The following is a 25,185-nucleotide window of genomic DNA, read 5'->3' on the forward strand; positions in this document are numbered from 1 at the left end:
GCCATGCGTCGTCGACGCATCTTCACCACGTTCGTCGTCGCCGCGGCGCTGTCGTTGTCCTCGGTCGTCGTTGCTTCCGCCGACCCGGTCGGCTCTGCTGCGCGCATCGTCGACACCGCGATTGCGTCCGACACCCTGCGCACGCTGAGCGTGGACTCGCCTGCCATGGGCGGAATCGTCGAGGTGCAGGTGTTGACTCCGGCCGTGAAGACCGGATCGCGCCCGACGCTGTACATGCTCAGCGGCATCGGTGAAGAGGATCCGCACAACAGTATGTGGCTGCGCAAAGGTGGAGCCGCCGAATTCTTCGCAGACAAGAATGTCAACGTGGTCCTGCCGCTGGCAGGCCCCGGCAGCTTCTACACGGACTGGCAGCGCGACGATCCGAAGCTCGGCCGGTACCAATGGGAGACGTTCCTGACGAAGGAACTTCCGCCGTTGATCGACGCAGCAGTGGATGGCAACGGACGCAACGCGATCGCGGGGCTGTCGATGGGTGCTCAATCGGCCATGATGCTGGCCGCACGTAACCCGGATGTCTACTCCGGGGTGGCGTCGTACAGCGGGTGCTTCGCGTCCTCGGAGCCGCTGGGCCAGGCGAGTATTCGGGCGATCGTCGGAGCCTTCGGTGGAAATGCCGACAACATGTGGGGCGGGCCCCTCGATCCTGCCTGGGCGGAGCACGATTCGGTCGTCAATGCAGAGAGTCTGCGCGGCACCGACGTATACGTGTCGGTGGGAACCGGAGCGCCGGGCCCGCACGAAAGTTTCGACAGCGCAGCAGCATTGGATGTCGTGGTGGTCGGCGGTCTCATCGAGGTGGGCGCGAACTACTGCACCCACCGACTTGCGGACCGACTCGGCCAGTTGAACATCCCGGCGACATTCGACTTCACCGAGACCGGAACCCACTCGTGGCCGTACTGGGTGGACCAGCTGCCCAAGAGTTGGCCGACGCTGGCAGGCTCGCTCGGGATCTGAGTTCGCCGGTTCAATCGCGGTTGCTGTCGCGAAAGTCCTTGGGGGTGCAGCCGAAGCGCGCCCGGAAGGCGCGGCTGAAGTGGGCCGGGTCGGTGAACCCCCATGATGCAGCCAGGGCTCCGATGGTCGTGCGGGCATTCTGCGGTTCGCACAGAGCACGTTTGACGCCGTCGAGTCGCTGCATCCAGATCCACTCGCTGGCGGTACACGGCTCACCGGCAAAGGCGCGGTGCACCGTGCTCAGCGACAAGTGCAGGGATGCAGCCACTTCCGTCACGGTCAGATCAGGATCTCGCAGCCGTGCGGTCATCGCGCGTTTGATCTCACCGAGTCTCTCGGACGCCGCATACGGTGCCGGTTTCTCGACCCCGGTGAGGCCGACCAGGCCTGCGACCAGAATGTACTCGACGCTCTGCGACACTGCCTCGGCCGACGCGGCACTCATGTCGGCGTCGTCCATGATCGACGAGATCATGCTGACGAGCAGTTTTCCCGCGCCGTGTCGTCCGGACACAGCCCGCGCGGTCAGTGAACCCGTATCCCGGACGAGCGTCCTCAGCGTTGCTCCGGGGAGCATCAGGACGTACTGGGCGAACGGGTCGTCGAAGCGAAGACTGTATGGCCGGGTGGTATCGTAGAGCGCGAAGTCTCCCGGTTGCAGGACTGCCGTTCGCTCGTCCTGGACGACGAAACCGGTGCCCGACGTCTGGACACTGACCAGGAAGTAGTCGTCACTGGTTCGGGAGATACCTGCAGGCGTCCGCAGCACGCTCTGAGCCGTCGCAGACACTCGCGACAATCCGAGAGTCGCAAGTCCGGTGGACTCGATATGCCCGGTGATCGCAGACGCGTCCTCGGGAATCGTGCACTCGAGATCGACGTACGTCCTACTCACCGCAGCGGTCCAGAAATCGACGCTGTCGGCTCGGTCGACGGAGTCGGTGCGCAGCGGATCGGCCATGTCAGGTACCTCCCGTCTCCTCACAGAGTAGAACGCTCCGCAGCGGTACGCAGTAGACCCGTGCGGTCGTGGCAGCCGAAGTACTCGAAGTACTGCTCGTCCGCCGCTGCCACGGTGACCTCGTGATAGAGCCTCAGCGACGCCGCGGGCCCCATCGTCGACAGATACTTCAGCGCAGCACCGAAGATCGCCACGTGCGTCGGATGCGACTCGGCCCATGCTTCCAGGTCGCTCAGGCTGCGCCACCAACTCATGCCGAACGACTTGTCGGTATCGGTGCCGTCGTCGGTCACGACGGTCATGTACCGGTTGGCGAAACAGCCGATGGCCAGTCCGTCGTCGCGGAGAAAGTCCATGCCGGCACGCAGCACCGGTTCGACGTCTCGCAGGTACATCTCCCGCTCGGACCCGGCGGTATCGGCCCAATCCTGCCCGGATCGGATGAGGCAGAGGTTCTCCTGCGGCACGATCCTGACTCTGTCGCCGTCGCGTACGACCCGAGGCTCCCCGATGGGAGCGAGTGAGTCATTCTGCGACAACGGGATTCGATCGCGAACCCCGCCCCAGTAGGCATGCTCCTCGATGGTCCCACTGAGTGAATCGGTCAGTGTGGCAACACCTTCCATCCGTCCGGTGGAGGAGAACAGTGTCTCGTACCGGTCGACGGTCGGTCTGATGATTTCGACGAAGCGACCTCGGACGCTCGTCCAGTGGTGGCCGACGGTGTCGAACCACCGGTCGAACGTTGCCACGTCGTCCCAGTAGCCGATGAACACCGTCGTGTCGATACTCTCCTCGTCGGTGTAGCGCGCCCGGTCCGTCCGGGATGGGCCTTCGTCACCCCACGGGGAGGCGTCGGGCATGCCCTGTATTCCGAAGTAGCCCATCACGACTCGCTCGGTGGACACCGGAAAGCGGGCGACGTACGACGGGAAGGGCGGCTGATAGCTCTCGGGTGTTCTGCGCGGACACGACCGTGGAACGACGAGATGGTCGGGGATCGCAGATTCGAGCTCAGACACGGGCAGCGTCCTCGTCGAGAGCGAGGTGCTCGGCGATCTCGAGACGTACCTCGGCGGCGACGTCCTCGGTGAAGTCGTACCGGGCGTTCGCGGCAGGCTGCGCACCCGACACGACGCGGTCGCCGGGAGTCTTGTCGAGCCACAGTCTCGTCACGTCCGGACGCGAATAGTGGCCGGCCGGGTCGGCGGCGGCCTTGGCGATCGAAATGAGGCTGGTGTCGATGTCGGCGTAGACGATGCCCTCCTCATCGTGTGCAAGCGGCTCGTGCATCAATTGGCCGTCGGGAGCGAAGATGCGGGCATGACCGCCGCCTGCGGTGAGCATCGCGCGCTTGGCGTCGTCGGTGCACATGATGTCGATCATCTCGGGCGAGACCGTCGCGCACGGGCTGATGACGAAACAGCCGCCTTCGACGGCGTAGATGCGGCTGGCGGCCGTGTTGACCTCGGGCCCGAGGGCATAGGCCGCCCCGGTGTACAGCGAGAAGCTGGGCCACGCTCCGATGTGAACCTGCTCGTTCTGGGCGTACATCGCGTACTTCGACAGCGGCTGCAAGTGCTCCCAGCAGCACAGTGCGCCGACGCGTCCGAGGTCGGTCTCGTACACCGACAGATCGGATCCGTCGCCCTCGCCGTAGACGGTGCGCTCGACGTGAGTCGGCTTGAGCTTGCGGCGCATCGCGACGGTCTTGCCTTCCGCGTCGATGATCCACTGGGCGATGTAAAGGCTGGCTTTGTACCGCTCGCTCAGACCCATCACGACCATGATGTGGTTGTCCTTGGCGGCCTGCGCAATTCGAGCTGCCTGCGGTGTCCCGTACTCGAGTGAGTTGTCGAAATAGCGCTGCGTGAACTGGAATCCCCATGCCGGTGCGTCGAGCCAGATGTACCAGGGGTAGCCGGGCAGGTAGGTCTCGGGAAACGCGACGAGCTCGGCTCCGGCGCGAGCTGCGTCCTCGATCAGGCCGATCGCCTTGTCGATCGAGGCGTCGAGATCGAGAAAGATCGGCGCGGCTTGGACTGCTGCGGCGCGGAACTGATGGTGGTTCATGGAAGGGCCTTTCGTTGGGGAGTGCCCCAGTTTTGCCTGCTGAAAGACCGTTCGATGGCCTCGTCGTGTCGGAAAAATTGACTCTCCGTCGCATGCCCGGGCGGCGAAACACAGTGGTAACCGGGTCCCGGTGTCTCGACACGCGATCGTCACGCGCGGAGGTCGATCGGCGGTGCGCATCTACCGCACAATGTGTGCGCGATCACACAAGACCTTCCTGCCGCCGCGGGCGCAATCTGGGAACGGACACGCCACAGGTGCCGCGATCGGCACCCGAGAAGGAGCTTTGACATATGACCGCAGTACAGGAATCGGCCGCACCGTCGTTGCCGACCGGCACCGCCACCGAGCTCTACATCGCAGGGCAGTGGCGCGGTGCATCCGACGGAGGCACCTTCACCGATATCAACCCCACCACGGAACAGCCTCTGGCCGAGGTTGCTGCGGCCACCGCGTCGGACGTCGATGCCGCGGTGCGTGCGGCCCGCGCACAACTGGGTGGCGAGTGGGGAGCAACCCCCGGTGCGACTCGGGGGAAGCTGCTCAACCGGATCGCCGACCTCATCGAGCGGGACGGGGATCTGCTGGCGCGGCTCGAGGCTCTCGATGTCGGAAAGCCGGTGGGTCAGCCGGCCATGCTCGACATTCCCAATGCTGCAGCCACTTTCCGGCATTTTGCCGGCTGGGCCGACAAGATCACCGGAAGTTCCATCCCCACTGCAGGCTACTTCGGGCAGCCGACGCACTCCTACACCGTTCGCGAGCCCGTCGGCGTGATCGGCATGATCGTCCCGTGGAACACCCCGTTGATGATCGCCGGGTGGAAGCTCGCGCCTGCGCTGGCGGCGGGAAACACCGTGGTGATCAAGCCGCCGGAGGATGCACCGTTGTCCATCCTGCATCTGGCTCGTCTGATCGACGAGGCGGGCGTACCTGCCGGAGTGGTCAATGTTGTTCCGGGACTGGGTGAAGTGGCGGGCGACGCGCTGGTCGGCCATCCGGACGTCGACAAGATCAGCTTCACCGGCAGCCCGCGGGTCGGCAAGCTCATCGCCAAGAAAGCCGCCGACACGTTCAAGCGGACCACACTCGAGCTCGGCGGTAAGTCGCCGCAGATCATCCTCGAGGACGCGGATCTCGAGGCGGCGATCAACGGAACCGCGATGGGACTGTTCTTCAACCAGGGCCAGGTGTGTGCGGCCGGAACCCGAGTTCTGGTGCATCGCTCGCTGTACTCGCAGGTGGTCGACGGCCTGGCCGCCGCGGCATCGGCTCAGGTTCTGGGCGATCCGTTCGATCCGTCGACGACGATGGGTGCGCTGGTCAACGCCACGCAGCGAGACACGGTTCTGGGGTACATCCAGGCCGGACGCGACGGCGGTGCCCGAGTGGCGGCCGGAGGTGGCCGTCCCGACGGGGCCGGGTATTTCGTCGAGCCGACCATCTTCGCCGACGCCGACAACGGCATGAAGATCGCCCAGGAGGAGATCTTCGGGCCCGTCGGTACGGTGATTCCGTTCGACACCGCGGACGAAGCGATCCGCATCGCCAACGACACCGTGTACGGACTGGCCGCCTCGATCTGGACCCGAGACGTGTCGAGGGCGCACACCCTGGCCGCGCAGGTCCGCTCCGGCGCGGTATGGGTGAACGGTTGGGCGGCAATCGATCCCGCACTCCCGTGGGGCGGCATGAAATCCAGTGGCACGGGCCGTGAGCTCGGGTGGGCGGGCATCGAGGCCAATACCGAGGAGAAGGTCGTGACGATCGTTCTGTAGAGCCCCCGCAGGTGAGCGGGAGTGGAGCCTGCGGAACGACCCATGTGAGTGGAACTTCGTAGCAGGGGTCGAAGTTCCGCTCACCTGGGGTAACGCGGTGTTTACCGAAGGAAACTCGATTCGTAACGAGTAGGCCTCAAGCTTTGATTCAACGGACGTAGAACAACGTGCGAACGGATCGGAAGGCGATGATGACGATGCCCGAACCCTAGGTCCGAGCAGGGAGCCGCTACCGTAGGGCTGTGCCCAAGCTCGTGGATCACGACGAACGCCGCCGCGCGATCACCGCGGCAACGTGGCGTCTGATCGCTGCCAAGGGGATCGATGCCGCGAACATGCGGGACATCGCGACCGAGGCGGGATACACGAACGGCGCGCTGAGCCACTACTTCGCGGGTAAGGACGAGATTCTCCGAACCGCGTTCGAGCACGTCTTCGAGGCTACGAACCGACGGATCGACGAAGCTCTCGGCAACGCAACGGGATTCGATGCCCTCCGCATCTTCTGCCGAGAAGTGATGCCGACGACCGAAGAGACTCTGCTCGAGGCGAGAATTGCAGTCTCGCTGTGGCAGCGCGCGATGTACGACGAGCACATGGACGACACGAACCGTCGATCCCTGGTGTCGTGGCGGGCGCGGATGGCGGAATTTCTCGAGCAGGCTCGCGCAGAAGGCGACGCCGGCGACTTCGATGTCGATCTCGCCGTCGAAATGTTGCTCAACATGATGATGGGTATGCAGATTCTCGGCGTGCTCACCCCCGACGACACCACTGCCGACCGGCAGTTCGAGATGCTCGACCGGTTCATAGCTCAGCTGTAGCCACCCCTGCCGGCAGGCGAATCCTGCAATGCCGCATGCCTTCGTTATTCAACGTACGTAGAATCAAAACCAGACCCCGAGGACCACCCATGCCAACCCTCACGCCCCACGCAATCGACCACGCTCTGTCGTTGCCCACCGAAGACGAGATCGCACAGGTTCGAGACATCGTCGACACCGCCGGATTCGTCACGGCCGCAACCCGGTTCGTCTACGTCGGACTCGACGAACCGGACAAGTCCGAGCTGTACGTCGCCGAACCGACTACCCGACGCACCTATCGAGTGCTGCTGCACGACATCTCGACGCCCGATGCCGTCGACCTTCTGGTCTCCCTCGACGAGCGTCGGGTGATCGGCTCCACCCGCCTCGACGCCATCCGTGACGGCCAGATGCCGGTTCTCGACGAGGAATTCGAGCTCGTCGAGAATGTGCTCTCCACCGACCCGGACTGGCTCGCCGCACTGGCCGCGCGCGGACTCGACGTGGCCGACGTTCGAGTGGCACCCCTGTCGGCAGGCGTGTTCGACTACCCGGGCGAGCATGGCCGACGCATACTCCGTGGCCTGGCTTTTCGGCAGGACCACCCCGCCGATCACGCGTGGGCCCATCCCATAGACGGGCTGGTCGCGTTCGTGGACGTGATGAATCGGACGGTGGACAAGGTTGTCGACCTGGGCGTGGTTCCCATCCCGGAAGAGTCGGGAAACTTCGACGATCCGGCCGTCACCGGTCCGCTGCGCACCACGCAGAAGCCGATCGAGATCACTCAACCCGAGGGTCCGAGCTTCACGGTTCGAGGCAATCGCGTCGACTGGGAGAAGTGGTCCTTCCGAGTCGGCTTCGATGTGCGTGAAGGTCTGGTTCTGCACCAGATCGGGTTCGAGGACGACGGTATCGTCCGGCCGATCATCCACCGCGCTTCGATCGCCGAAATGGTTGTGCCCTATGGGGACCCATCCCCGGTGCGGTCGTGGCAGAACTACTTCGACACCGGTGAGTATCTGGTGGGACGGTACGCGAATTCACTCGAACTCGGCTGTGACTGCGTCGGGGACATCACGTATTTCGATGCTGTGATCGCGGATGAATTCGGCAATCCGAAGACGCTGCCGAATGCCGTGTGCATGCATGAGGAGGACTTCGGGGTGTTGTGGAAGCACACCGATCTGTGGTCGGGTTCGCAGGAGACCCGGCGTCAGCGACGTCTCGTGATCTCCTTCTTCACCACCATCGGCAACTACGACTACGGATTCTTCTGGTACCTGTACCTCGACGGCAGCATCGAATTCGAGGTCAAGGCAACAGGAATCGTCTTCACCTCCGGGCATCCCGGTGGCGACTACCCCTACGCGACAGAGATCGCCCCGGGGCTCGGTGCGCCGTGCCACCAGCACCTGTTCAGTGCGCGACTGGACATGATGATCGACGGCATCGGCAACTCCGTCGAGGAGATCGAGACCCGCCGAGTACCGATGGGCCCGGACAACCTGCACGGCAATGCCTTTGCTCTGCAACACACCCCGCTGGCCACGGAATCGGAGGCCCAACGCGTCGCCGACGGCAGGGTCGGCCGCGTCTGGCACGTCACCAATCCCACCTCCTCGAGCCGGCTCGGAAAGCCCGTCGGATATACATTGCATCCCGAGGGGCAGCCGCTGCTGTTGGCCGACGACAACTCGTCGATCGCGCGACGCGCCACGTTCGCCACCAAGCATCTCTGGGTGACGCAGTTCGACCGAAGCGAACGGTATGCCGCAGGTGATTTCGTCAATCAGCACCACGGGGGAGCGGGCCTGCCGGCCTTCGTCGCCTCGAACCGTAGCCTCGTCGACGAGGACATCGTGCTGTGGCACACCTTCGGGCTGACCCACTTCCCGAGGCCCGAGGATTGGCCGATCATGCCGGTGGACTACACCGGCTTCAAACTGAAGCCTGCGGGATTCTTCGACCGCAACCCCACCCTCGACGTGCCCCGCTCGAGTTCTTCGCACTGCGCCGCATCGAGCTGCGAGGGCGGCGAGCAGAATGTCTGATACACAGTCGAGTTCGGCAGGCGTACTGCGCGGTTCCATCGGCGTCGTCGGGATCGTGTTCCTGGTCATCGCCGCTGCGGCACCGCTGACCGCCATCGGTGGAGCCTTACCGGTCATGATCGCGACCGGCAACGGAGCGGGCGCTCCACTCGCCTACATAGTCGCGGCGATCGTCCTGCTGATCTTCAGCGTCGGATACGCGGCCATGAGCAGACACATGGTGGACACGGGCGCGTTCTACGCGTACGTGGAGAAGGGGCTCGGGAGAACCATGGGCCTCGGCACCGCGGGTCTGGCGCTGCTGACGTACACGGCTGTTCAGGCGGGGATCTATGGCCTCGCTGCATCGACCGTCGACAGCCTGGTGGTGAAGTACGGGGGTCCCGACCTGCCGTGGTGGGTCTGGGCGCTCGGCCTCCTCGCGATCGTCGCGACGCTCGGGTACCGCAGCATCGATCTCGGTGCCAAGGTCCTCGGGGTACTGCTGGTGCTCGAGATCGGCATCATCGTGATGCTGTCGGTCGCGGTGTTCGCCAAGGGTGGTGCCGCCGGCATCGACGTCGAATCCTTCACTCCCTCGGCCTTCCTCAGTGGATCCCCGGGAATCGCCCTGATGTTCGCCATTGCGTCGTTCATCGGCTTCGAGGCCACCGCGATCTACGGTGAGGAGGCACGTAACCCCACTCGGACCGTTCCGATCGCGACCTACGCCGCCGTCATCACCATCGGATTGGTGTATGCGGTGTCGAGTTGGGCCGTGGTACTCGCCTTCGGCAGTGCGTCCGTCGCGCAGGCCGCTGCCGACGGCACGGCGGGATTGACCTTCACGGCTGCAGCCCAGTACTTGGGCCCGATGTCGGCGGACATCATGGAAATAATGTTGGTCACCAGTCTCTTCGCCGCCCTTCTCGCGTTCCACAACGCCATCGGCCGGTACGTCTTCGCGCTCGCTCGCAAAGGTGTCGCCCCGTCGATGCTGGCGCGCACGCACTCGCGGCACGGCTCCCCGCACATGGGGTCGCTGTTCCAAACAGCCTCGGCGACGGTGGTTCTCGTGGTCTTCGCGGCCGCAGGCGCAGATCCGGTGTTGGAGCTGTTCACCTGGATGTCGGGACTGGCCACCGTGAGCATCCTGGTCCTGATGATCCTGACAGGCGCAGCGATCATCGCGTTCTTTCGTCGATCGACCGTGGATAGACGCACCTGGCACACTCTGGTCGCCCCGGCGCTCGGAACCCTGGGTCTGGTGGCGATCCTCGGTCTCGTGTTGGACAATTTCACGCTGTTGATCGGTGGTTCCGAAGTGCTCGCCGCCCTGTTGCTGATCGTCGTGGTGGCATTCTTCGTGGGAGGAACAGTGACGGCACGAGTGACTCGGAGTCGAACCCTCGAGACGACGGAGGTCTGACGCCGATGGTCATGACGGTGCTGATGGCGCTCGGTGCAGTGGGTGCCGTTCTTCCGCTGCTCGGACGCGGCAGCCATACGGGGCGGGTCCGGTCGGCTCACCTGTGCATGGGCACCGTCATGGCCGCCATGGTGGTGTTCGGCACCGACCCGTCCATGGCGCTGATCTCGATACTCGCTCTTGTTGCGGCTGCCGTACACGTCACCGCAGATCGGCCGAACAGAACACGGTCGATCCCGTGCGCTGTGGACCTGACCTGCATGGCCGTGCTACTGATGCTGCTGCCGCCGATGCACTCCCATGCGGCACCGCAGACGCCGATGCGGCACGAGCATGGAGTCGAGGCCGATCCGAGAATCATCGCCGCGTTGCTCCTGGTGGGGTGGATGGCCGTGACGATCCACCTGCTGCGCACGAACCCGCCCGGGCGACGAGTGACCGCAGGCTCCGCACTGATGATCCTGGGAATGGCACCGATGGCGTTCTGACCGAGCTCGCTCATGGTGGTGCGCATCTGACCCACAATGTGTGCGCGCAGTCACAAGTATGTGTTCGCGGACTCGGCCACTGTTGTGTCGACGGTCACAACAGAAAGAGGCAGCACATGTCGACGGACTACATCGTAGTGGGAGCAGGATCAGCAGGAAGCGTCATCGCCCGGCGGTTGCTCGATGCTGGGCACACCGTGCACGTGATCGAGGCCGGGCCTGTGGATACAGATCCGGCGATCCACTCACCGCAGGGCTGGCCCACGCTGTTGGGTGGCTCGCAGGACTGGGGACTGTTCACCACTCCGCAGAAGCACGCCAACGATCGACGGATCTTCTGGCCGCGCGGACGCGTACTCGGCGGCAGCTCGTCCCTCAACGGAATGATCTACGTGCGAGGGCATTCCAGCGACTACGACGGATGGGCGTCCGCGACCGGCGATGCGGGGTGGGCCTGGGAGAACGTGCTGCCACTGTTCAAGCGTTCGGAGTCACACGAGCTCGGTGCCAACGAGTTCCACGGCGGCGACGGGCCACTGCCGGTGTCCATCATGGGTACCCCGCATCCGCTGGCGGCGGCCTTCGTCGATGCGGCCGTCGAGCACGGCCACAAGCTGATCGACGACTTCAACGCCGACGAGATGGTCGGTGCCGGCTACAACCACACCACCACTCGCGACGGTGAACGAATGAGTGCGTGGAGGAGTTTCGTCGGCCCGGTACTGGACAATCCCGATCTGACCGTCACCACCGGGGCTCTGGTGCACAAGGTGGTGCTCGAGAACGGCCGCGCGGTGGGAATCGAGTACAGCCTCGGCGGTTCCGAGCTGGAGCGATCGTTCGCCGATCACGAGGTGATCCTGTGTGGCGGAGCCCTCGGTTCACCGAAGACGTTGATGCTCAGTGGAATCGGGCCGTCCGGCCATCTGGGTGCACTCGGTATCGACACGCTGGTGGACTTGCCAGGCGTCGGCGAGAACCTGCACGACCATTTGCTGCTGAGCAACATCTACGAGTCACTCGAGCCGCTCGCCGCCGGCACCAACAACCTGCTCGAGGCGCAGCTGTATGCCCGCAGCACGGGATGGGCCGGCGCTGCACCCGATCTGCAGCCCCTGTTCATGCACATTCCCTACCCCGCCGATGGATATCCGGTGCCCGAGCACGGCTACACGATCGCACCCGGAATCGTGGCTCCGCGTTCGCGCGGCACGCTGCGGTTGGCGTCCTCGGACCCCAGCGAACTGCCGCTGGCAGATCCGAACATACTGGCCGATCCGTACGATCTCGAGGCCATGGTCGATGCGGTGGAGATCTGCCGCGAGATCGGTGCGTCCGACGCTTTCGCACCGTGGCGTAAGGCCGAGGTGGTTCCGGGACCGAGCGCGCGTACTCGTGACGACCTGCGAGCCTACGTACGCCAAACCGCGGGCACGTACCACCACCAGGTCGGCACCTGCAAGATGGGTACCGAATCGGATGTCAATGCTGTTGTCGGAGGCGATCTTCGAGTGCGAGGCGTCGAAGGACTGCGAGTCGCGGATGCGTCGATCATGCCCACCGTGCCGTCGGGCAACACCAACGCGCCGTCGATCATGGTGGGTGAGCGGGCGTCGGATCTGATCCTGGGAAGCTAGGGAACGGACTGGGTTGTTGCACCCGCGAAACGTGGAGGTGACGTCACCGAAGTGCGGTGACGTCACCATGGATGGTGCATGCCTCGTACGGAGGTCATCGGTATTCGAGCGGAGTCGACGTGGTCGTGCACGATTTGTCCACCCACCGTCGAAGCGATCGATTCGAGGTGTGGCGGGAGGTGATCTGCCGTGAATTCACTCCGCTCACACCCGAGACTGAGCTGACCGTCGACGGCGGTTTCGACGCCCGCGTCGAATTGAGGCCACTGGGTTCCACCAATCGCGCCGTACTCGAATCGGTCGGGCAACGGATCGCGCACGGAGAGAAAGAAGTAGCGCACACCGGTGAAGGGGTGTTCTACGTGAACATCCAATTGGCCGGTACCTGTCGGGTCCGCACGGAATCTGCAGGTGTGACGAGTGTCGTCCCTGGTCAGTTCACAGTTGTGGACACCACTCGCCCGTTCTGGTTCGACTACGAGGGTCCTTGGCGCGTCATGTCCTACCAGGTGCCGCACAGCTGCCTGGCGGAGTCCGACCTGTTGCATACCGGGGCGATCGGGCGATCCATGGATACGGGTTCGGGTACCGGTCTGGCAGTGGCGTCGGTCATGAAAGCGCTGTGGGAGCACAGTTCCGGCGAGTCGACGCCATGGTCGTCAGGCGCTCATCTCGAGCGCGCCTTTCACGCCACGGTGGCGGCAGTTCTCGGCGACACGTGGGGGACTGCTGCAGATTCGTCGAGCTCGATCGCGGCGTCGGCAACCGAGTACATTCGTACCCATCTGAGTGACCCCGACTTGTCTGTTTCGGTCGTCGCGCGCGCGTTGTCCGTGTCGCCGCGGACCGTCCACTACGCATTTTCCAAGGGCGCATCGTTCGCCACGGTGGTGCGTGAGCACCGACTGGCTGCGATTGCCGCTGTGCTGCGAGATCCGAACAACTCGGCCGGCATCTCACGTATTGCGGCGCGCCACGGCATGATCGACGCGAGTTCGTTCAGTAGAGCCTTCCGGCAGAAGTACTCCATGTCTGCACGTGACTATCGGGCACAGGCGCGCTGCTCGGCGTGAGGGCGCGTGGGCGTTGCGCACACGGCACAGAGTCTTGCGCTGCACAGCAAGACCATCGGTTCCCTCCGGCGGTGTGATGGGAGTCTGCAACCCGCCGACTGGAAGAGGACGCCCCATGCCCATCAGTTTCGATCTCACCGACCAGCAGGAAGCACTGAAGAAGGGCGCGCGTCAGTTCGCCGACACCTATCTCCACGACCTGTCCGCACAGGTGCGATCCACGCCCGACCCACTCGAACGCGCCCTGTTGGCCCGACCGGTATTCGAAAAAGCGGTGGAGGCGGGATTCCTCAAAGGCTTGATTCCGGTACCCTTCGGCGGACTCGCCTCGAGTGGTGTGGACGCGGCGCTGTTCGTCGAGGAATTCGCCTCTGCCAGTCCTGATTTCACGATCAGTCTTGCGGGGCCGTTGATTGCGCTCGCACCCGTGTACGAGGCCGGGACCCCGGAGCAGATCGCTCGCTTCGTCGCACCGTTCCTGGTCGACGCCGGCAGCCCGGTCGCGGCCATGGCCTACAGCGAACCCGGTGGCAGTGCCAATTTCGACGCGCCGCCGCCTGCCGAAGGCACCCGGACGACCGCAATCCCCGACGGAGACCACTGGGTCCTCAACGGCGAAAAGATCTGGGCGTCACACCTGGGAGGGTGGGACGGGCTCGGACCGGACATCATGACGGTCGTCTGCCGGACTCCCGGCGGCGTGTCGATCATCGTCGTCGAGCGCGAACAGCTCTCGACCGGATTCTCGGTGGAAGAGGTGTACGACCTGCCCGGCCTCAAGGGCTGCCTGACCTCACGCGTCACATTCGACAACGTCCGCATCCCGAGGTCCAACCTGATCGGGGAAGAGGGACAGGGAGTGCAATTGACTCGCAATGCCTTCTTGGCGAGCGGTGCATCGATCGGAACGTTCTCCGTCGCTGCCATGCGCCAGGCCTTCGCTGCGGCATTTGCGTTCGCCACGTCGGAGAAGAGGGGCGGGACGGTGCCGATCATCGATCATCAAGCGGTTGCCGACGTACTCACCGATGCGAAAGGCAAGATCGAAGCGGTCCGACTGCTGTCGTGGCGTGCGCTCGACGCGGTGCTGTCGCAACATCCCAGCGCGCTCGAAATGGCCCTGCACGCCAAGATTTTCGGATCCGAGACGGCGGTCGCAGTGATCAACGACTTGGTCAAGATCGTCGGCGTCGAAGCATACAATCCGAGCTTTCCGATACTGCGATATCTCGCCGATGCCACTGCATACCCGATCATCGAGGGGAGCAACACCGGTGTTCGACGTCGGCAGATGCACGAGTTGATGCGGACTGCGGGATGGGATCCACTCGCTGCGTCCGGGATGGCCTGAGCTCGTCGGCTCACCCGGTTCGATACTCCCGGGGCGACATGCCGTACGTCTCCTTGAACAGTTTCGAGAAGTTCGAGGAATCGATCAAACCGTTACGCGCACAGATGGTTCCGATGCTGTCCGCGGCGAAACGAGGGTCACGCAGATCGCGGTGGCATCGATCCAGTCGCCTGGATCTGATCCAGCCGGCGACCGTGCGACCGTCGGACTCGAAGAGCTTCTGTAGGTAGCGCGTCGAAATATGCAGACGCGCAGCGAGAGACGCCGTGGACAGCGAGGGATCGGACAGGTGCGATTCGACGAGAGCCTTGGCCTCGATCAGCAGAGTCGAACCTGGAGCCTCGTGCGGCGCTGCGTCGTCGAGAGCGGCACCGAGAAGGTCGAGTACAGCGTGCTCGAGCATCGGTGTGGTGGGCAGAGTGCCATCGAGAGCGTTGCGGCGCAGCGTATGCAGAAACGGTGACACCAACGCACCCACTCCCCGGGCACCCTCGATGCGCCGTGCAGCCACGGTCGTCAACTCCCGGGCGTCGATGCGCAGTTCTCGACGCGGGAACATCACGACGAACATCTCGAAATTGCCGGAGAAATGCAGCTCGTACGGTGCGCTGGTGTCGTACACCGCGAAGTCGCCCGGACGCAGCACGGCCTCGCGCTCGTTCTGGACGATCGTGCCGCACCCCGTCAGTTGCAGACCCACCTTGATCAATCCGGGGTCGGACCGCCGGATGGTTGCGCGCGTGCGCCTGACGTCGACTTCTCGGCCGGTGACCTCACTCAGTTGCAAGGCCCCCAGCGTCGACGAGACCAGCGTGCCTTCGAACGACGACGGCCCAGTGGACACAGCGTCGAGCGGCACGAACGCCGTCGAGACGTTCTCGCGCCATTGCTCGAAACTCTGTGCCACCGGGCTCATGTCATACGGCTGGGCGGTTGTCGATCAGACGGCGGGCTTTACCGATGGAACGCTCGAGAGCTGCCGGTGCGACGACATCGACCGCAACGCTCACGCCGATGCGGTCCTTGACGAGCTTCTTCAGTGTCGCCGCTGCTGGTGCATGCGAGTCGAGTGCGGCGTCGGGGCGGGCCTCGACGAGAACAGTCAACGAGTCCATGCGGCCTGCCCTCTCGAGCACGCACTGGAACTGTGGTGCCAGCGCGGGAACCGTCAGGATCAGCTCTTCGATCTGCGTAGGGAAGAGATTGACGCCGCGCAGAATGATCATGTCGTCGGTGCGGCCGGTGACCTTCTGCATCCGGCGCATCGTGCGGGCAGTGCCGGGCAACAGACGAGTCAGGTCGCGGGTGCGGTACCGGATGATCGGCATGGCTTCCTTGGACAAGGACGTGAACACCAACTCACCCTCCTCACCGTCGGGCAGGACTTCGCCGGTCACCGGGTCGATGACCTCCGGGTAGAAATGATCCTCCCAAATGTGGAGTCCGTCCTTGGTTTCGACGCATTCCATCGCGACGCCCGGCCCCATCACCTCGGACAGGCCGTAGATGTCGACGGCGTCCATGTCGAGGGTCTTCTCGATCTCCTTGCGCATCTCCTCGGTCCACGGCTCCGCGCCGAAGACACCGGTTTTCAACGAGGTCTTGGCCGGATCTATGCCCTTCTTGACCATCGCGTCCACGATGGTGAGCATGTAGGACGGCGTCACCATGATCGCGTCGGGCTCGAAGTCCTCGATGAGCTGGATCTGACGATCGGTCATACCACCCGACATCGGAATGACGGTGCAGCCCAGTCGTTCTGCGCCGTAGTGCGCGCCGAGACCGCCGGTGAAAAGTCCGTATCCGTAGGCCACGTGCACCTTGTCGGACGGCTTCACCCCGCCGGCGCGAAGGCTACGCGCGATGAGGTCCGCCCAATTGCTGATGTCGTTCGCGGTGTATCCGACGACGGTCGGTCGGCCGGTGGTGCCCGAGGACGCATGAATGCGCGAGACCTGGTTCTGCGGGACGGCGAACATGCCGAAGGGGTAGTTCTCGCGCAGATCCTTCTTCGCGGTGAACGGGAACTTCGCCAGATCCGACAGATCCTTCAGATCGGTCGGATGCACACCGGCGTCGTCGAAGGCCTTCTTGTAATGCGCAACGTTGTCGTAGGCGTGCTGCAGTGACCACTGCAGGCGCTCCAACTGGAGAGTGGAGATTCGATCCCGGGACGCGAATTCGATGTCGGGGGTGTCTGTGGGGGCGGACAGCACACTGGTCATGGTTGCTCTCTCGTGGTCTCAGGCGTCGAAGTCGACGGTGACGGTGTCGCTGAGTGGGTAGGTCTGGCAGGTGAGCACGAAGCCGGCATCGACTTCGTTGTCTTCCAATGCGTAGTTGCGCCGCATATCTGTGTCGCCGAACGTGATTTTCGCGCGGCAGGTGCCGCACACCCCGCCCTTGCACGCGAAGGGAAGATCGGAGCGCAGTTGCTCGGCGGAGTCGAGGATCGACTCGTCCTGCGGCAGTGCACCTGTCACCTCACGGCCGTCGAGTATGATCGTGACCTCGCTGCTCGGGCCGGTGATGCCCGGTTCGCGATGCTTCTCCTGCGGTGGGGGCACGTCGTCGACATAGAACAGCTCGGCGTGGATGCTGGTCTTCGCCACACCGAGGTCTCCGAGAACCTGTTGGGCATCGGTGACCATCCCGAACGGGCCACACAACCAGAAATGATCGATTTCCGGTGTGGCGACGACGGTGTCGAGTATCTCGCGCAGTCGTTCGGCGTCGAGTCTTCCGCTGAACAGTTCGACCTCGCGCGGCTCCCTGGACAGGACGTGAATGACGTCGAACCGGCTGCCGTACTGGTCCTTCAGGTCCGCGATCTCCTCGGCGAACATCACCGTTCGGGTCCGCCGATTACCGTACAGCAGAACCACTTCGGCGTCGGGGTTGGTCAGGACCGAGGCGGCGATCGACAGCATCGGGGTGATGCCCGAGCCGGCCGCGATGAGAACATGCCTGCCCGCCTCGGCCGGATCGGCGTGGAAGGTGCCGGTGGGCCCCTGAACGTCGATTCGATCGCCTGCCTTGACGTCGTGGACCAACCACGAGGAGAACAGGCCGTCGCTCACCTCCCGCACACCGACGCGGGGACGCGCGCCCACCGGTGCGCAGATCGAGTAGGAGCGACGGTGCTCGACGCCGTCGACGGTGCGGCTGAGCATCAGGGATTGCCCTGGGCGAAAGTCGAATTCGTCCGTGAGGTGTTCGGGTACGTCGAACGTGACGGCGACGGCGTCGTCGCACAGTGACTCGACATCCGCGACGGTCAACGTGTGAAAAGGCTTGTTCCGCAGATTCTTCTGTACGGGTTCAGCGGTGACGGTCATCAAATTTCCTTCACGTGGTCGAAGGGCTCGAGGCAGTCGTCGCACCGGTACTGGGCTTTGCAGAGGGTGGCACCGAACTCGGAGGTGAGGCGGGTATTGGTGGAAGTGCACTGGGGGCAGGCGATCTGCCGCGGTTTCACTGTCAGGGTCAACGGGACCGGACCACTCGTCCGCGCCGGGGCGGGGCCGGGTACGGAGTAGCCGGCTTCGCGAAGCTTGCGCAGGCCCTCCTCGGAGATCCAGTCGGTGCTCCACGCGGGGGAGAGGCTGGTGACGATCTCGACCTCGGAGTAGCCGTGGTCGGCGAGTTTGTGCGCGATGTCGTCGCGCATCGTCGCCATCGCCGGGCATCCTGAGTACGTCGGTGTGATCGTGACGAGCACACTGCCGTTCTCGCGTACCTCGACGTCGCGCAGGACGCCGAGGTCGTCGAGAGTGAGCAGCGGCATCTCGGGATCCATGACGGTGGCGGCGATCTCGCGTGCCGTTCGTTCGAGAGTGGTCACCAGACTCCCTCCGGATGCGCTCTCGCCACGACCTGCATCTCGGCGATCAGCGGCCCGAATGCCTCGGTGTGGATACCTCGCCTGCCTCCACGGCCGCCGATGGTGCCCACGGACTTGCCCTCGGGTGTCTCCAACTCGGCGGCGTGCAGCACCTGTGCCAGAACGGAATCGAACTCCTCGCGCACGTCGCGTGGGTCGACGCCGACACCGACCTTCGCGAGTGCGATTTCCTCGTCCGTCGGCACGAACAGTTCGGAGACGTACGGCCAGATCCGAGCCACCGCGTCGCGGACGCGTCGCTTCGATTCCTCCGTGCCGCAGCCCAGAGTGACGACCCAGCGTGCCGAGTAGTCGCGGTGGTACGTCAGCTCTTTGACGCCCTTGTTCGCAACCGCGGCGAGAACGGGATCCCGGGAATCCTGCAGCCGAGTGAAGAGTGCGAGACGCCACGTCGAGAACACCAGAAGGCGCACCTGAGATTTGGCGAAATCACCGTTGTCGAGCTCGGTGAGTCGTACGTTCCGGAAGTCGGCCTCGTCGCGGAAGAACGTGAGCGCGTCCTCGGCCGGCGCGGGGGAGGTGTCCGAGATGAACGGCACGACCGTCGGGTCGGCCTTGGCGGCGCGGGCCAGCAGTAGCCGGGCCTGGCCGAGGAGATCGAGGCCGACGTTGGCCAGTGCCACTTCCTCTTCGAGTTCCGGTGCGCGGGTGCTCCACTCGGCCAGGCGCTGTGAGCTGATCAGCGCATCGTCGCCGAGCATGAGGCAGTACGCGGCAAGGGCTTTCAGGTCGACGTCGTCGGGCACGGTGGTGTCGACTCCGGCGAGCGGGTCGTCGAAGCTCGTCCCGAATGCCCACTGCCCGTGCGAATCCTCGTCGACGAGGCCCTCGTAGGCGCTGTCGTGATCAGTCATGAGTGCTTGTCCTCTTGAAGTGTGGGTCTCACATGTGGGGAACGTTGTCGGGGATCTCGTAGAACGTCGGGTGGCGGTACACCTTGTCGCCACTCGGAGCGAAGAACGGATCCTTCTCCGACGGCGACGACGCGACGATCGAGTTGGACGGAACTACCCAGATGCTGACGCCTTCGTTGCGTCGGGTGTAGACGTCGCGAGCATGCCGCAGCGCCATGTGGTCGTCGGCGGCGTGCAGCGATCCGACATGCACGTGGTTCAGGCCGCGCTTGCCTCTGAGGAATACCTCGTACAAAGGCCAATCGGCCTTGACCGCTTCTCTTTTCGGCTCGACCGGAACGCCCTCGGTGGGCACCGCTCCGTGGCCGCCCTCGGCGGTGAATTCGGTCATGATGCTGCGTTCCTTTCGGCGAATGCGGTTGCGGCCTCACGGACCCAGGCTCCGCCGTCGTGAGCTGCGCGCCGGTTCGCGATGCGCTCGACGTTGGAGGCACCGTTGCCCTTGATCACCTGCATGAACTCGGACCAGTCGGGCTCGCCGAAATCGTGCGACTTGCGCTCCTCGTTCCACTTCAGGTCCGGGTCGGGGAACGTGACTCCGAGAGCCTTCGCCTGCGGGATGGACATGTCGACGAAGCGTTGGCGCAGTTCGTCGTTGGTGTGTCGCTTGATGCCCCACTTCATGGACTGCTCGGTGTTGGGGGACTCGTCGTCCGGCGGGCCGAACATCATCAGAGCCGGCCACCACCAGCGGTTGACTGATTCCTGAACCATGGCGCGCTGTTCGTCGGTGCCGCGCATCATCGTGGCGAGCAGTTCGTAGCCCTGTCGCTGATGGAACGACTCCTCTTTGCAGACGCGGATCATCGCGCGTGCGTACGGGCCGAAGCTGCTGCGGCACAGGGGAACCTGGTTGCAGATCGCTGCACCGTCGACGAGCCAGCCGATGGTACCCACGTCGGCGTACGTCAGGGTGGGGTAGTTGAAGATCGAGGAGTACTTCTGCTTGCCCTCGATGAGCTTGACCGTCAGATCGGCGCGGTCTGCACCGAGCGTCTCTGCGGCGGAGTACAGGTAGAGGCCGTGGCCGGCTTCGTCCTGCACCTTGGCCATCAGGATCGCTTTGCGGCGCAGTGACGGCGCACGGGTGAGCCAGTTGCCCTCCGGCTGCATACCGATGATCTCGGAGTGCGCATGCTGGGCGATCTGGCGGATGAGCGACTTGCGGTAGCCGTCGGGCATCCAGTCGCGGGGCTCGACGCGCTGTTCGCGGGCAACGGTGTCGTCGAACCCGTCCTGCAGCGTCTCGGCGGACAAGGTGTTTGACGTGGTCATAAGTCCTACTTTCATTACCGAATGATCGGTTGGTAACCAGTATGCCTCGAGTGCAGCTCCGTGCACAAGAGCGGCTGCGCCGCAGGTGCGCGGAACTTCGTAGCAGGGATCGAGTTTCTGTTCACATGGGTCGTTCCGCAGGCTCCACTCCCGCTCACATGCCGACGAAGGAGGCTCTCTTCTTGACAAGGAACGCGTCGACAGCCGCTTTGTGGTCCTGCGTCTGGCCCAGGGCGGTCTGCGCCTGCGCCTCGCGGTCCAGTGCGTCGGACAGTCCGGATCGAGCGATCAGTGCCTTGACCTGTTTGTAGGCCTGGGTCGGTCCGGCTGCGAGTGACGCGGCCAGTGTGCGCGCTGTCTCGAGAACATCCGCATCGTCGACGACGCGATGCACAAGGCCCCAGTCGAGGGCCTGTGCGGCGGTGACCTTGTCGCCGAGCAGCATCAGACCCGCGGCCCGGCTCGATCCCAGTGCCTGGACCAACGTGTAGCTCAATCCAGAGTCACTGGCCAGGGCGATGCCGGTGAATGCCGTCGCGAACGACGACTTGGTGCCGGCCACTCGGATGTCTCCGGCCAGTGCGATCCCGAGACCTGCGCCGACGCATGCGCCGGGGATGGCGACGACGATCGGCACCTCGAGCGCAGCGAACCCTCGGATGACCGGGTTGTAGTGCTCACCGACGGTATCCATCGCCGTGGCCGGATCGGCCTCGAGCGCGGTGACGTGCTCACCCAGATCCTGGCCGACGCAGAAGTTCTTGCCCTCGGCGGTGATCAACACGGCACGCACCTCGGGTGCGGTGGCGTTCTGAACGGCCTCCGCCAACGCGAGCTTCGTCGCGACGTCGAGGGCGTTGTGTGCCTCGGGGCGCGCGAGGGTGATGGTCGCCAGGCCGTCTTTGATGTCGAACCGTACCGTCATGCGTTCGTCCAATCGTGAAAGCCGCGACCGGACTTGCGTCCGATGTCGCCGCGAGCAACCATGTCTCGCAACAACTGCGGGGGAGTGAACCTGTCGCCGAGGGTCGACGCCAGGTGTTCTGCGATCGCGAGCCGGACGTCCAACCCGACGAGGTCGGTCGACCGTAGCGGACCCATCGGGTGCTTGTAGCCGAGTTCCATGGCGCGATCGATGGATTCGGCGTCGGCGACGCCCTCCTCCAGCATCCGAATGGCTTCGAGTCCGAGACAGACGCCGAGCCGTGACGTCGCAAAGCCGGGGGAGTCGTTGACGAGCACTTCGGTCTTGCCCAGGAGCGACACCCACTGCTGTACTCGCTCCACCACGTCCGCGGAGGTGGCAGGCGCGCGCACGATCTCGACGAGAGTCGACGCCGGAACCGGGTTGAAGAAGTGCATCCCGATGAAGCGGCTCGGATCACCCAGTGCTGCGCCGAGTTCGGCGATGGAGATCGAGCTCGTGTTCGACGCGATGACGGTCTGAGGCCCGGCGATCTTGTCGACGAGAGCAAGCACCTCGACCTTGAGTGACGGGATCTCGGGAACGGCTTCGACAATCAGGTCGAGGTCGGCCGGAAGATCCGCGGGCCCGGCGACGGTGGAGACCCGGGCGAGAATCGCAGCGGGATCCTCGCTGAGTTTGCCGCGCTCGTGCGCCCGGTCGAGTCCGGTGGAGACTCGTCCGAGGGCGGCCTGCTGGTCGGCGGCTTCGGCGATGACGACGTTCGAGCCGAGAGCCGCGAACACCTGGGCAATACCGGCGCCCATGCGTCCACCACCGACGACGGCCACGTTAGAGGGAACTGTCATTTCTTCTTCTCCAGAAATGCCGTCATCCGGCGTTGTTTGTCTTCGGTCTCGAACAGCACGGCCTGCGCGATGTCGTCGGCCCACGGGTGCGAACCGGGCGCATCGAGAATCTTCTTGGTCAGCTTCAGTGCCAACGGTGCTTGCTTGGCGATGCGATCCGCGAGGGAATGCGCTGCGGCCAAGGGCTCGTCGACGACGTCCAGCACCAGGCCGGAGCGGAGTGCCACCTCGGCGTCGAGCGTCCGGCCACCGAGGAGAACCTGCTTCGCGACGGACACTCCCACCAGTGTCGGTAACCGGTAGCTGGCCCCGGCGGCAGCCATGATGCCCAGGTCCGGTTCGGGATTGCCGAACACGGCCGTCGGCGACGCGATGCGGATGTCGCAGGCGTAGGACAACTCTGCTCCACCGCCGAGCGCGTAACCGCGCACTGCTGCGATCGTCGGCAGGGGCAGTGCGGCGATGCGGTCGAACAGGTTTCGGTTGATGCCGCGCAATGCGTCGTCGCGGGTGCGGGCCCGCAGCTGATTGATGTCGGCACCCCCGGCGAAGTGCTCGCCCGCGCCGGTCAGGATGACGATTCTCGGATCCTGCTCCACGAGCGCGCACACCTCGTGCAACTCGCCGATCATCTCGGAATCAATTGCGTTGCGTTGCTTCTCGCGACTCAGAGTGACGACAACGCGGTCCGTCAGCTCCTCGACGACGAGCGTGTTCACGGTGCCTCGATCAACATCGACGCGCCTTGCCCGACGCCGACGCAGAGCGTCGCGAGTCCGCGGGACGCTTTCTCACGTTCCATCCGGCCCAACAGCGTCAACAGAATTCGAGCACCCGACGAGCCGAGAGGGTGTCCGAGGGCGATGGCACCGCCGTCGGCATTGACGATGTTCTCGTCGAGCTTCAGCTGGCGGATGACGCCGAGGGACTGTGCCGCGAAGGCCTCGTTGAGTTCGACGGCACCGAGGTCCTCGACCGACCATCCTGCGCGGGTGAGCGCCTTCTGTGTGGAGGGCACCGGCCCGAGCCCCATGATGTGCGGCGCGATACCGGCACTCGCGCTGGTGACGATGCGTCCGCGCACCTCGAGGCCGTACTTGTTCACGGCCTCCTCGGATGCGACGACCAGCGCCGACGCACCGTCGGTGAACGGTGAGGACGTTCCGGCGGTGACGATGCCGTTCTTGCGGAACACGGTCTTCAGCGTGCCGAGCTTCTCGAGTGTGGTTCCGCGTCGCGGCGTCTCGTCCTCGGTGACCTCGCTGCTCTTGGTCGTGACGGGCACGATCTCGTCGGCGAAGCGTCCGGCGTCCTGGGCGGCGACGGCACGCTGCTGACTGCGGAACGCGAAGGCGTCGGACTCCTCGCGGGTGATGCCCTCGCTGAGCGCCACTTCTTCGGCGGTTTCGCCCATCGACAGGGTGATCTTGTGATCGGTTCCTGCGTCGTGGGAGGCGAAGGTCGGATTGGTGAATCGCCAGCCGAGGGAGGTGTCGAAGATTTCTCCGGGCTTGGCCCACGCGGTTCCCGGCTTGGCCATGACCCACGGCGCGCGGGTCATGGACTCGACGCCACCGGCGACGATGATGTCGGCCTCACCGCTGCGAATGGTGCTGGCGGCATTCGCAACCGCAGTCAGTCCGCTCGCGCACAGGCGGTTGACGGTATATCCCGGCACCGTGTGCGGAAGACCTGCGAGCAGAACCGCCATTCTCGCTACGTCTCGATTGTCCTCGCCTGCCTGGTTCGCGGCGCCCAGAATCACCTCGTCGATCCGGTCGACGGGCACACCCGCGCGCCGGACCGCCTCGGCGACGACCAGCCCGGCCAGATCGTCGGGGCGCACCGACGCCAGTGCTCCGCCGTAGCGTCCGTGCGGCGTGCGTGCGCCGGCCACGAGAAATACTTCGCCCACTTGAAATCTCCTCCGTACGGTTGCGTCATTAATAACCGAACATTCGGTCGTTTGGCAAGGTTTGCTGCCCACGGTGCTGTGGAATCGGGCGCCGACTGAGAAGATGTGGCAATGACAACCGCACGCGCGCCGCGCAAGACCGGACAGCCAGGGCGGCCGGGATACGACCTGGACTCGCTCTTGGCAGTGGCGGTCAAGGTCTTCAACGACCGTGGATACGACGGCACCAGCATGGAAGTTCTGGCGAAGCGGCTCGGCATCACCAAGTCCTCGATCTATCACCATGTGTCCGGCAAGTCCGAGTTGCTCGAACTCGCGTTGTCGCGGGCTCTCAATGCGCTGTTCGCCGTGACGACCGAGGATCGCGCCACGACCGGGCGATACATCGACCGCCTCGAATACCTGGTGCGTCGCAGCGTGGACATCCTGTGTGCGGAGCTGCCCTACGTGACGCTGCTGCTGCGAGTCCGTGGCAACACCGACGTCGAGCGCCGGGCCCTCGCCCGTCGACGCGAGTTCGATTCTTTCGTCACCGGGCTCGTGGTGGCCGCCGCCGAGGAGGGCGACCTGCGTCCAGGGGTGGATCCGGCACTGGCGTCCAAGCTCGTGTTCGGCACGGTCAACTCGCTCATCGAGTGGTACCGCCCGCGCACCGGCGGATCGGTCGAGGAATTGGCCGACGCTGTCGTGGCCCTGACCTTCGACGGCCTGCGCCGCACGTAGGGCGACAAGTCTTGACATCTCGGCGTTCGACGGCGATGGTAATTACCGACCGAACGTACGGTGAGATGGAG

The 25,185-nt window shown here is 64.6% G+C and carries 24 protein-coding genes; 10 read left to right on the plus strand and 14 right to left on the minus strand.

From position 1 onward, the window contains the following. The first annotated feature begins 3 nt into the window (after positions 1–3). On the plus strand, positions 4–981 hold the full coding sequence (locus CH294_RS11495; protein ID WP_094738377.1) for an alpha/beta hydrolase family protein: 978 nt from the start codon (positions 4–6) through the stop codon (positions 979–981). Between the two features lie 10 nt (positions 982–991). Here the strand turns inward: CH294_RS11495 and CH294_RS11500 are convergent, their stop codons facing one another. The 3 genes from CH294_RS11500 to CH294_RS11510 are packed head-to-tail and all read right to left on the minus strand — an operon-like array spanning position 992 to position 4,015. After that, positions 992–1,942 carry a helix-turn-helix domain-containing protein gene (locus CH294_RS11500; RefSeq protein WP_094703665.1) on the minus strand — a complete coding sequence of 317 codons (951 nt, stop codon included), beginning with the start codon at positions 1,940–1,942 and terminating at the stop codon, positions 992–994. 20 nt (positions 1,943–1,962) lie between these two features. Beyond that, the gene (locus CH294_RS11505) at positions 1,963–2,964 is read right to left on the minus strand and encodes a phenylacetaldoxime dehydratase family protein (RefSeq protein ID WP_032404438.1); all 1,002 of its coding nucleotides are present in this window, start codon (positions 2,962–2,964) and stop codon (positions 1,963–1,965) included. Continuing rightward, entirely contained in the window at positions 2,957–4,015 is a 1,059-nt protein-coding gene (locus CH294_RS11510; protein ID WP_094703667.1) for a carbon-nitrogen hydrolase family protein, read from the minus strand. Before CH294_RS11510 ends, CH294_RS11505 begins: the two co-directional genes overlap by 8 nt. 293 nt (positions 4,016–4,308) lie before the next feature. On the opposite strand from CH294_RS11510, the gene styD reads away from it, so the two are divergent. The 8 genes from styD to CH294_RS11550 all read left to right on the plus strand — a co-directional run bounded on the left by styD (position 4,309) and on the right by CH294_RS11550 (position 14,610). Next, a complete protein-coding gene (styD, locus tag CH294_RS11515) occupies positions 4,309–5,793 on the plus strand; it encodes a phenylacetaldehyde dehydrogenase StyD (protein ID WP_094738012.1) in 1,485 nt (494 codons plus the stop codon). 254 nt (positions 5,794–6,047) lie between these two features. After that, entirely contained in the window at positions 6,048–6,617 is a 570-nt protein-coding gene (locus CH294_RS11520) for a TetR/AcrR family transcriptional regulator (protein WP_094684862.1), read from the plus strand. An 89-nt stretch (positions 6,618–6,706) separates the two neighbouring features. Continuing rightward, positions 6,707–8,653: a primary-amine oxidase gene (locus CH294_RS11525; RefSeq protein ID WP_094738013.1), complete on the plus strand. Its 1,947-nt coding sequence runs from the start codon at positions 6,707–6,709 to the stop codon at positions 8,651–8,653. Beyond that, a complete protein-coding gene (locus CH294_RS11530) occupies positions 8,646–10,061 on the plus strand; it encodes an APC family permease (protein ID WP_094738014.1) in 1,416 nt (471 codons plus the stop codon). Before CH294_RS11525 ends, CH294_RS11530 begins: the two co-directional genes overlap by 8 nt. Before the next feature lie 5 nt (positions 10,062–10,066). Beyond that, positions 10,067–10,549: a DUF5134 domain-containing protein gene (locus CH294_RS11535; RefSeq protein ID WP_094738015.1), complete on the plus strand. Its 483-nt coding sequence runs from the start codon at positions 10,067–10,069 to the stop codon at positions 10,547–10,549. A 116-nt stretch (positions 10,550–10,665) separates the two neighbouring features. Next, positions 10,666–12,186 carry a GMC family oxidoreductase N-terminal domain-containing protein gene (locus CH294_RS11540; RefSeq protein ID WP_094738016.1) on the plus strand — a complete coding sequence of 507 codons (1,521 nt, stop codon included), beginning with the start codon at positions 10,666–10,668 and terminating at the stop codon, positions 12,184–12,186. Between the two features lie 56 nt (positions 12,187–12,242). Continuing rightward, complete coding sequence (locus CH294_RS11545; RefSeq protein WP_141216491.1) at positions 12,243–13,259, plus strand: helix-turn-helix domain-containing protein; 1,017 nt, start codon at positions 12,243–12,245, stop codon at positions 13,257–13,259. A gap of 115 nt (positions 13,260–13,374) precedes the next feature. After that, positions 13,375–14,610, plus strand: coding sequence for an acyl-CoA dehydrogenase family protein (locus tag CH294_RS11550; RefSeq protein WP_094738018.1), 1,236 nt, complete (start codon positions 13,375–13,377; stop codon positions 14,608–14,610). Between the two features lie 10 nt (positions 14,611–14,620). Here the strand turns inward: CH294_RS11550 and CH294_RS11555 are convergent, their stop codons facing one another. From CH294_RS11555 to CH294_RS11605, 11 genes are all read right to left on the minus strand, one after another. Beyond that, positions 14,621–15,526, minus strand: a complete 906-nt coding sequence (locus CH294_RS11555; protein WP_037175745.1) for a helix-turn-helix domain-containing protein — start codon at positions 15,524–15,526, stop codon at positions 14,621–14,623. A 1-nt stretch (position 15,527) separates the two neighbouring features. Continuing rightward, complete coding sequence (gene paaK / locus CH294_RS11560) at positions 15,528–16,835, minus strand: phenylacetate--CoA ligase PaaK (protein ID WP_094738019.1); 1,308 nt, start codon at positions 16,833–16,835, stop codon at positions 15,528–15,530. Positions 16,836–16,853: 18 nt separating this feature from the next. Then, entirely contained in the window at positions 16,854–17,948 is a 1,095-nt protein-coding gene (paaE, locus tag CH294_RS11565; protein WP_094738020.1) for a 1,2-phenylacetyl-CoA epoxidase subunit PaaE, read from the minus strand. Further along, positions 17,948–18,409: a 1,2-phenylacetyl-CoA epoxidase subunit PaaD gene (gene paaD, locus CH294_RS11570; protein WP_094738378.1), complete on the minus strand. Its 462-nt coding sequence runs from the start codon at positions 18,407–18,409 to the stop codon at positions 17,948–17,950. The genes paaE and paaD overlap by 1 nt, the downstream gene beginning before the upstream one ends. Before the next feature lie 41 nt (positions 18,410–18,450). Then, positions 18,451–19,368 (minus strand): 1,2-phenylacetyl-CoA epoxidase subunit PaaC, encoded by a 918-nt coding sequence (gene paaC, locus CH294_RS11575; protein WP_094738021.1) that lies wholly within the window; start codon positions 19,366–19,368, stop codon positions 18,451–18,453. 28 nt (positions 19,369–19,396) lie between these two features. Beyond that, positions 19,397–19,759: a 1,2-phenylacetyl-CoA epoxidase subunit PaaB gene (gene paaB / locus CH294_RS11580; RefSeq protein ID WP_032404451.1), complete on the minus strand. Its 363-nt coding sequence runs from the start codon at positions 19,757–19,759 to the stop codon at positions 19,397–19,399. Continuing rightward, the gene (paaA, locus tag CH294_RS11585) at positions 19,756–20,703 is read right to left on the minus strand and encodes a 1,2-phenylacetyl-CoA epoxidase subunit PaaA (protein WP_032379887.1); all 948 of its coding nucleotides are present in this window, start codon (positions 20,701–20,703) and stop codon (positions 19,756–19,758) included. The genes paaB and paaA overlap by 4 nt, the downstream gene beginning before the upstream one ends. A 154-nt stretch (positions 20,704–20,857) precedes the next feature. After that, complete coding sequence (locus tag CH294_RS11590; protein WP_094738022.1) at positions 20,858–21,628, minus strand: enoyl-CoA hydratase-related protein; 771 nt, start codon at positions 21,626–21,628, stop codon at positions 20,858–20,860. Beyond that, positions 21,625–22,476 carry a 3-hydroxyacyl-CoA dehydrogenase family protein gene (locus CH294_RS11595; RefSeq protein ID WP_094738023.1) on the minus strand — a complete coding sequence of 284 codons (852 nt, stop codon included), beginning with the start codon at positions 22,474–22,476 and terminating at the stop codon, positions 21,625–21,627. The genes CH294_RS11590 and CH294_RS11595 overlap by 4 nt, the downstream gene beginning before the upstream one ends. Continuing rightward, positions 22,473–23,195, minus strand: a complete 723-nt coding sequence (locus CH294_RS11600) for an enoyl-CoA hydratase/isomerase family protein (protein WP_094738024.1) — start codon at positions 23,193–23,195, stop codon at positions 22,473–22,475. Before CH294_RS11600 ends, CH294_RS11595 begins: the two co-directional genes overlap by 4 nt. Continuing rightward, a complete protein-coding gene (locus tag CH294_RS11605) occupies positions 23,192–24,391 on the minus strand; it encodes a thiolase family protein (RefSeq protein WP_094738025.1) in 1,200 nt (399 codons plus the stop codon). Before CH294_RS11605 ends, CH294_RS11600 begins: the two co-directional genes overlap by 4 nt. Before the next feature lie 111 nt (positions 24,392–24,502). Between CH294_RS11605 and CH294_RS11610 the strand changes: the two genes are divergently transcribed. Next, on the plus strand, positions 24,503–25,114 hold the full coding sequence (locus tag CH294_RS11610) for a TetR/AcrR family transcriptional regulator (RefSeq protein ID WP_032380646.1): 612 nt from the start codon (positions 24,503–24,505) through the stop codon (positions 25,112–25,114). Positions 25,115–25,185: the final 71 nt, after the last annotated feature.

The sequence above is a fragment of the Rhodococcus sp. 14-2483-1-1 genome (genome assembly GCF_002259335.1).
In the GTDB taxonomy this organism is placed as follows: domain Bacteria; phylum Actinomycetota; class Actinomycetes; order Mycobacteriales; family Mycobacteriaceae; genus Rhodococcoides.

Excerpts from the sequence above, each read along its gene's own strand:
- CH294_RS11495 (WP_094738377.1), top strand. The coding sequence starts at position 4 with ATGCGTCGTCGACGCATCTTCACCACGTTCGTCGTCGCCGCGGCGCTG.
- CH294_RS11500 (WP_094703665.1), bottom strand. The coding sequence starts at position 1,942 with ATGGCCGATCCGCTGCGCACCGACTCCGTCGACCGAGCCGACAGCGTC.
- CH294_RS11510 (WP_094703667.1), bottom strand. The coding sequence starts at position 4,015 with ATGAACCACCATCAGTTCCGCGCCGCAGCAGTCCAAGCCGCGCCGATC.
- styD (WP_094738012.1), top strand. The coding sequence starts at position 4,309 with ATGACCGCAGTACAGGAATCGGCCGCACCGTCGTTGCCGACCGGCACC.
- CH294_RS11525 (WP_094738013.1), top strand. The coding sequence starts at position 6,707 with ATGCCAACCCTCACGCCCCACGCAATCGACCACGCTCTGTCGTTGCCC.
- CH294_RS11530 (WP_094738014.1), top strand. The coding sequence starts at position 8,646 with ATGTCTGATACACAGTCGAGTTCGGCAGGCGTACTGCGCGGTTCCATC.
- CH294_RS11535 (WP_094738015.1), top strand. The coding sequence starts at position 10,067 with ATGGTCATGACGGTGCTGATGGCGCTCGGTGCAGTGGGTGCCGTTCTT.
- CH294_RS11540 (WP_094738016.1), top strand. The coding sequence starts at position 10,666 with ATGTCGACGGACTACATCGTAGTGGGAGCAGGATCAGCAGGAAGCGTC.
- CH294_RS11550 (WP_094738018.1), top strand. The coding sequence starts at position 13,375 with ATGCCCATCAGTTTCGATCTCACCGACCAGCAGGAAGCACTGAAGAAG.
- CH294_RS11555 (WP_037175745.1), bottom strand. The coding sequence starts at position 15,526 with ATGAGCCCGGTGGCACAGAGTTTCGAGCAATGGCGCGAGAACGTCTCG.
- paaK (WP_094738019.1), bottom strand. The coding sequence starts at position 16,835 with ATGACCAGTGTGCTGTCCGCCCCCACAGACACCCCCGACATCGAATTC.
- paaE (WP_094738020.1), bottom strand. The coding sequence starts at position 17,948 with ATGACCGTCACCGCTGAACCCGTACAGAAGAATCTGCGGAACAAGCCT.
- paaD (WP_094738378.1), bottom strand. The coding sequence starts at position 18,409 with ATGGATCCCGAGATGCCGCTGCTCACTCTCGACGACCTCGGCGTCCTG.
- paaC (WP_094738021.1), bottom strand. The coding sequence starts at position 19,368 with ATGACTGATCACGACAGCGCCTACGAGGGCCTCGTCGACGAGGATTCG.
- paaB (WP_032404451.1), bottom strand. The coding sequence starts at position 19,759 with ATGACCGAATTCACCGCCGAGGGCGGCCACGGAGCGGTGCCCACCGAG.
- paaA (WP_032379887.1), bottom strand. The coding sequence starts at position 20,703 with ATGACCACGTCAAACACCTTGTCCGCCGAGACGCTGCAGGACGGGTTC.
- CH294_RS11590 (WP_094738022.1), bottom strand. The coding sequence starts at position 21,628 with ATGACGGTACGGTTCGACATCAAAGACGGCCTGGCGACCATCACCCTC.
- CH294_RS11595 (WP_094738023.1), bottom strand. The coding sequence starts at position 22,476 with ATGACAGTTCCCTCTAACGTGGCCGTCGTCGGTGGTGGACGCATGGGC.
- CH294_RS11610 (WP_032380646.1), top strand. The coding sequence starts at position 24,503 with ATGACAACCGCACGCGCGCCGCGCAAGACCGGACAGCCAGGGCGGCCG.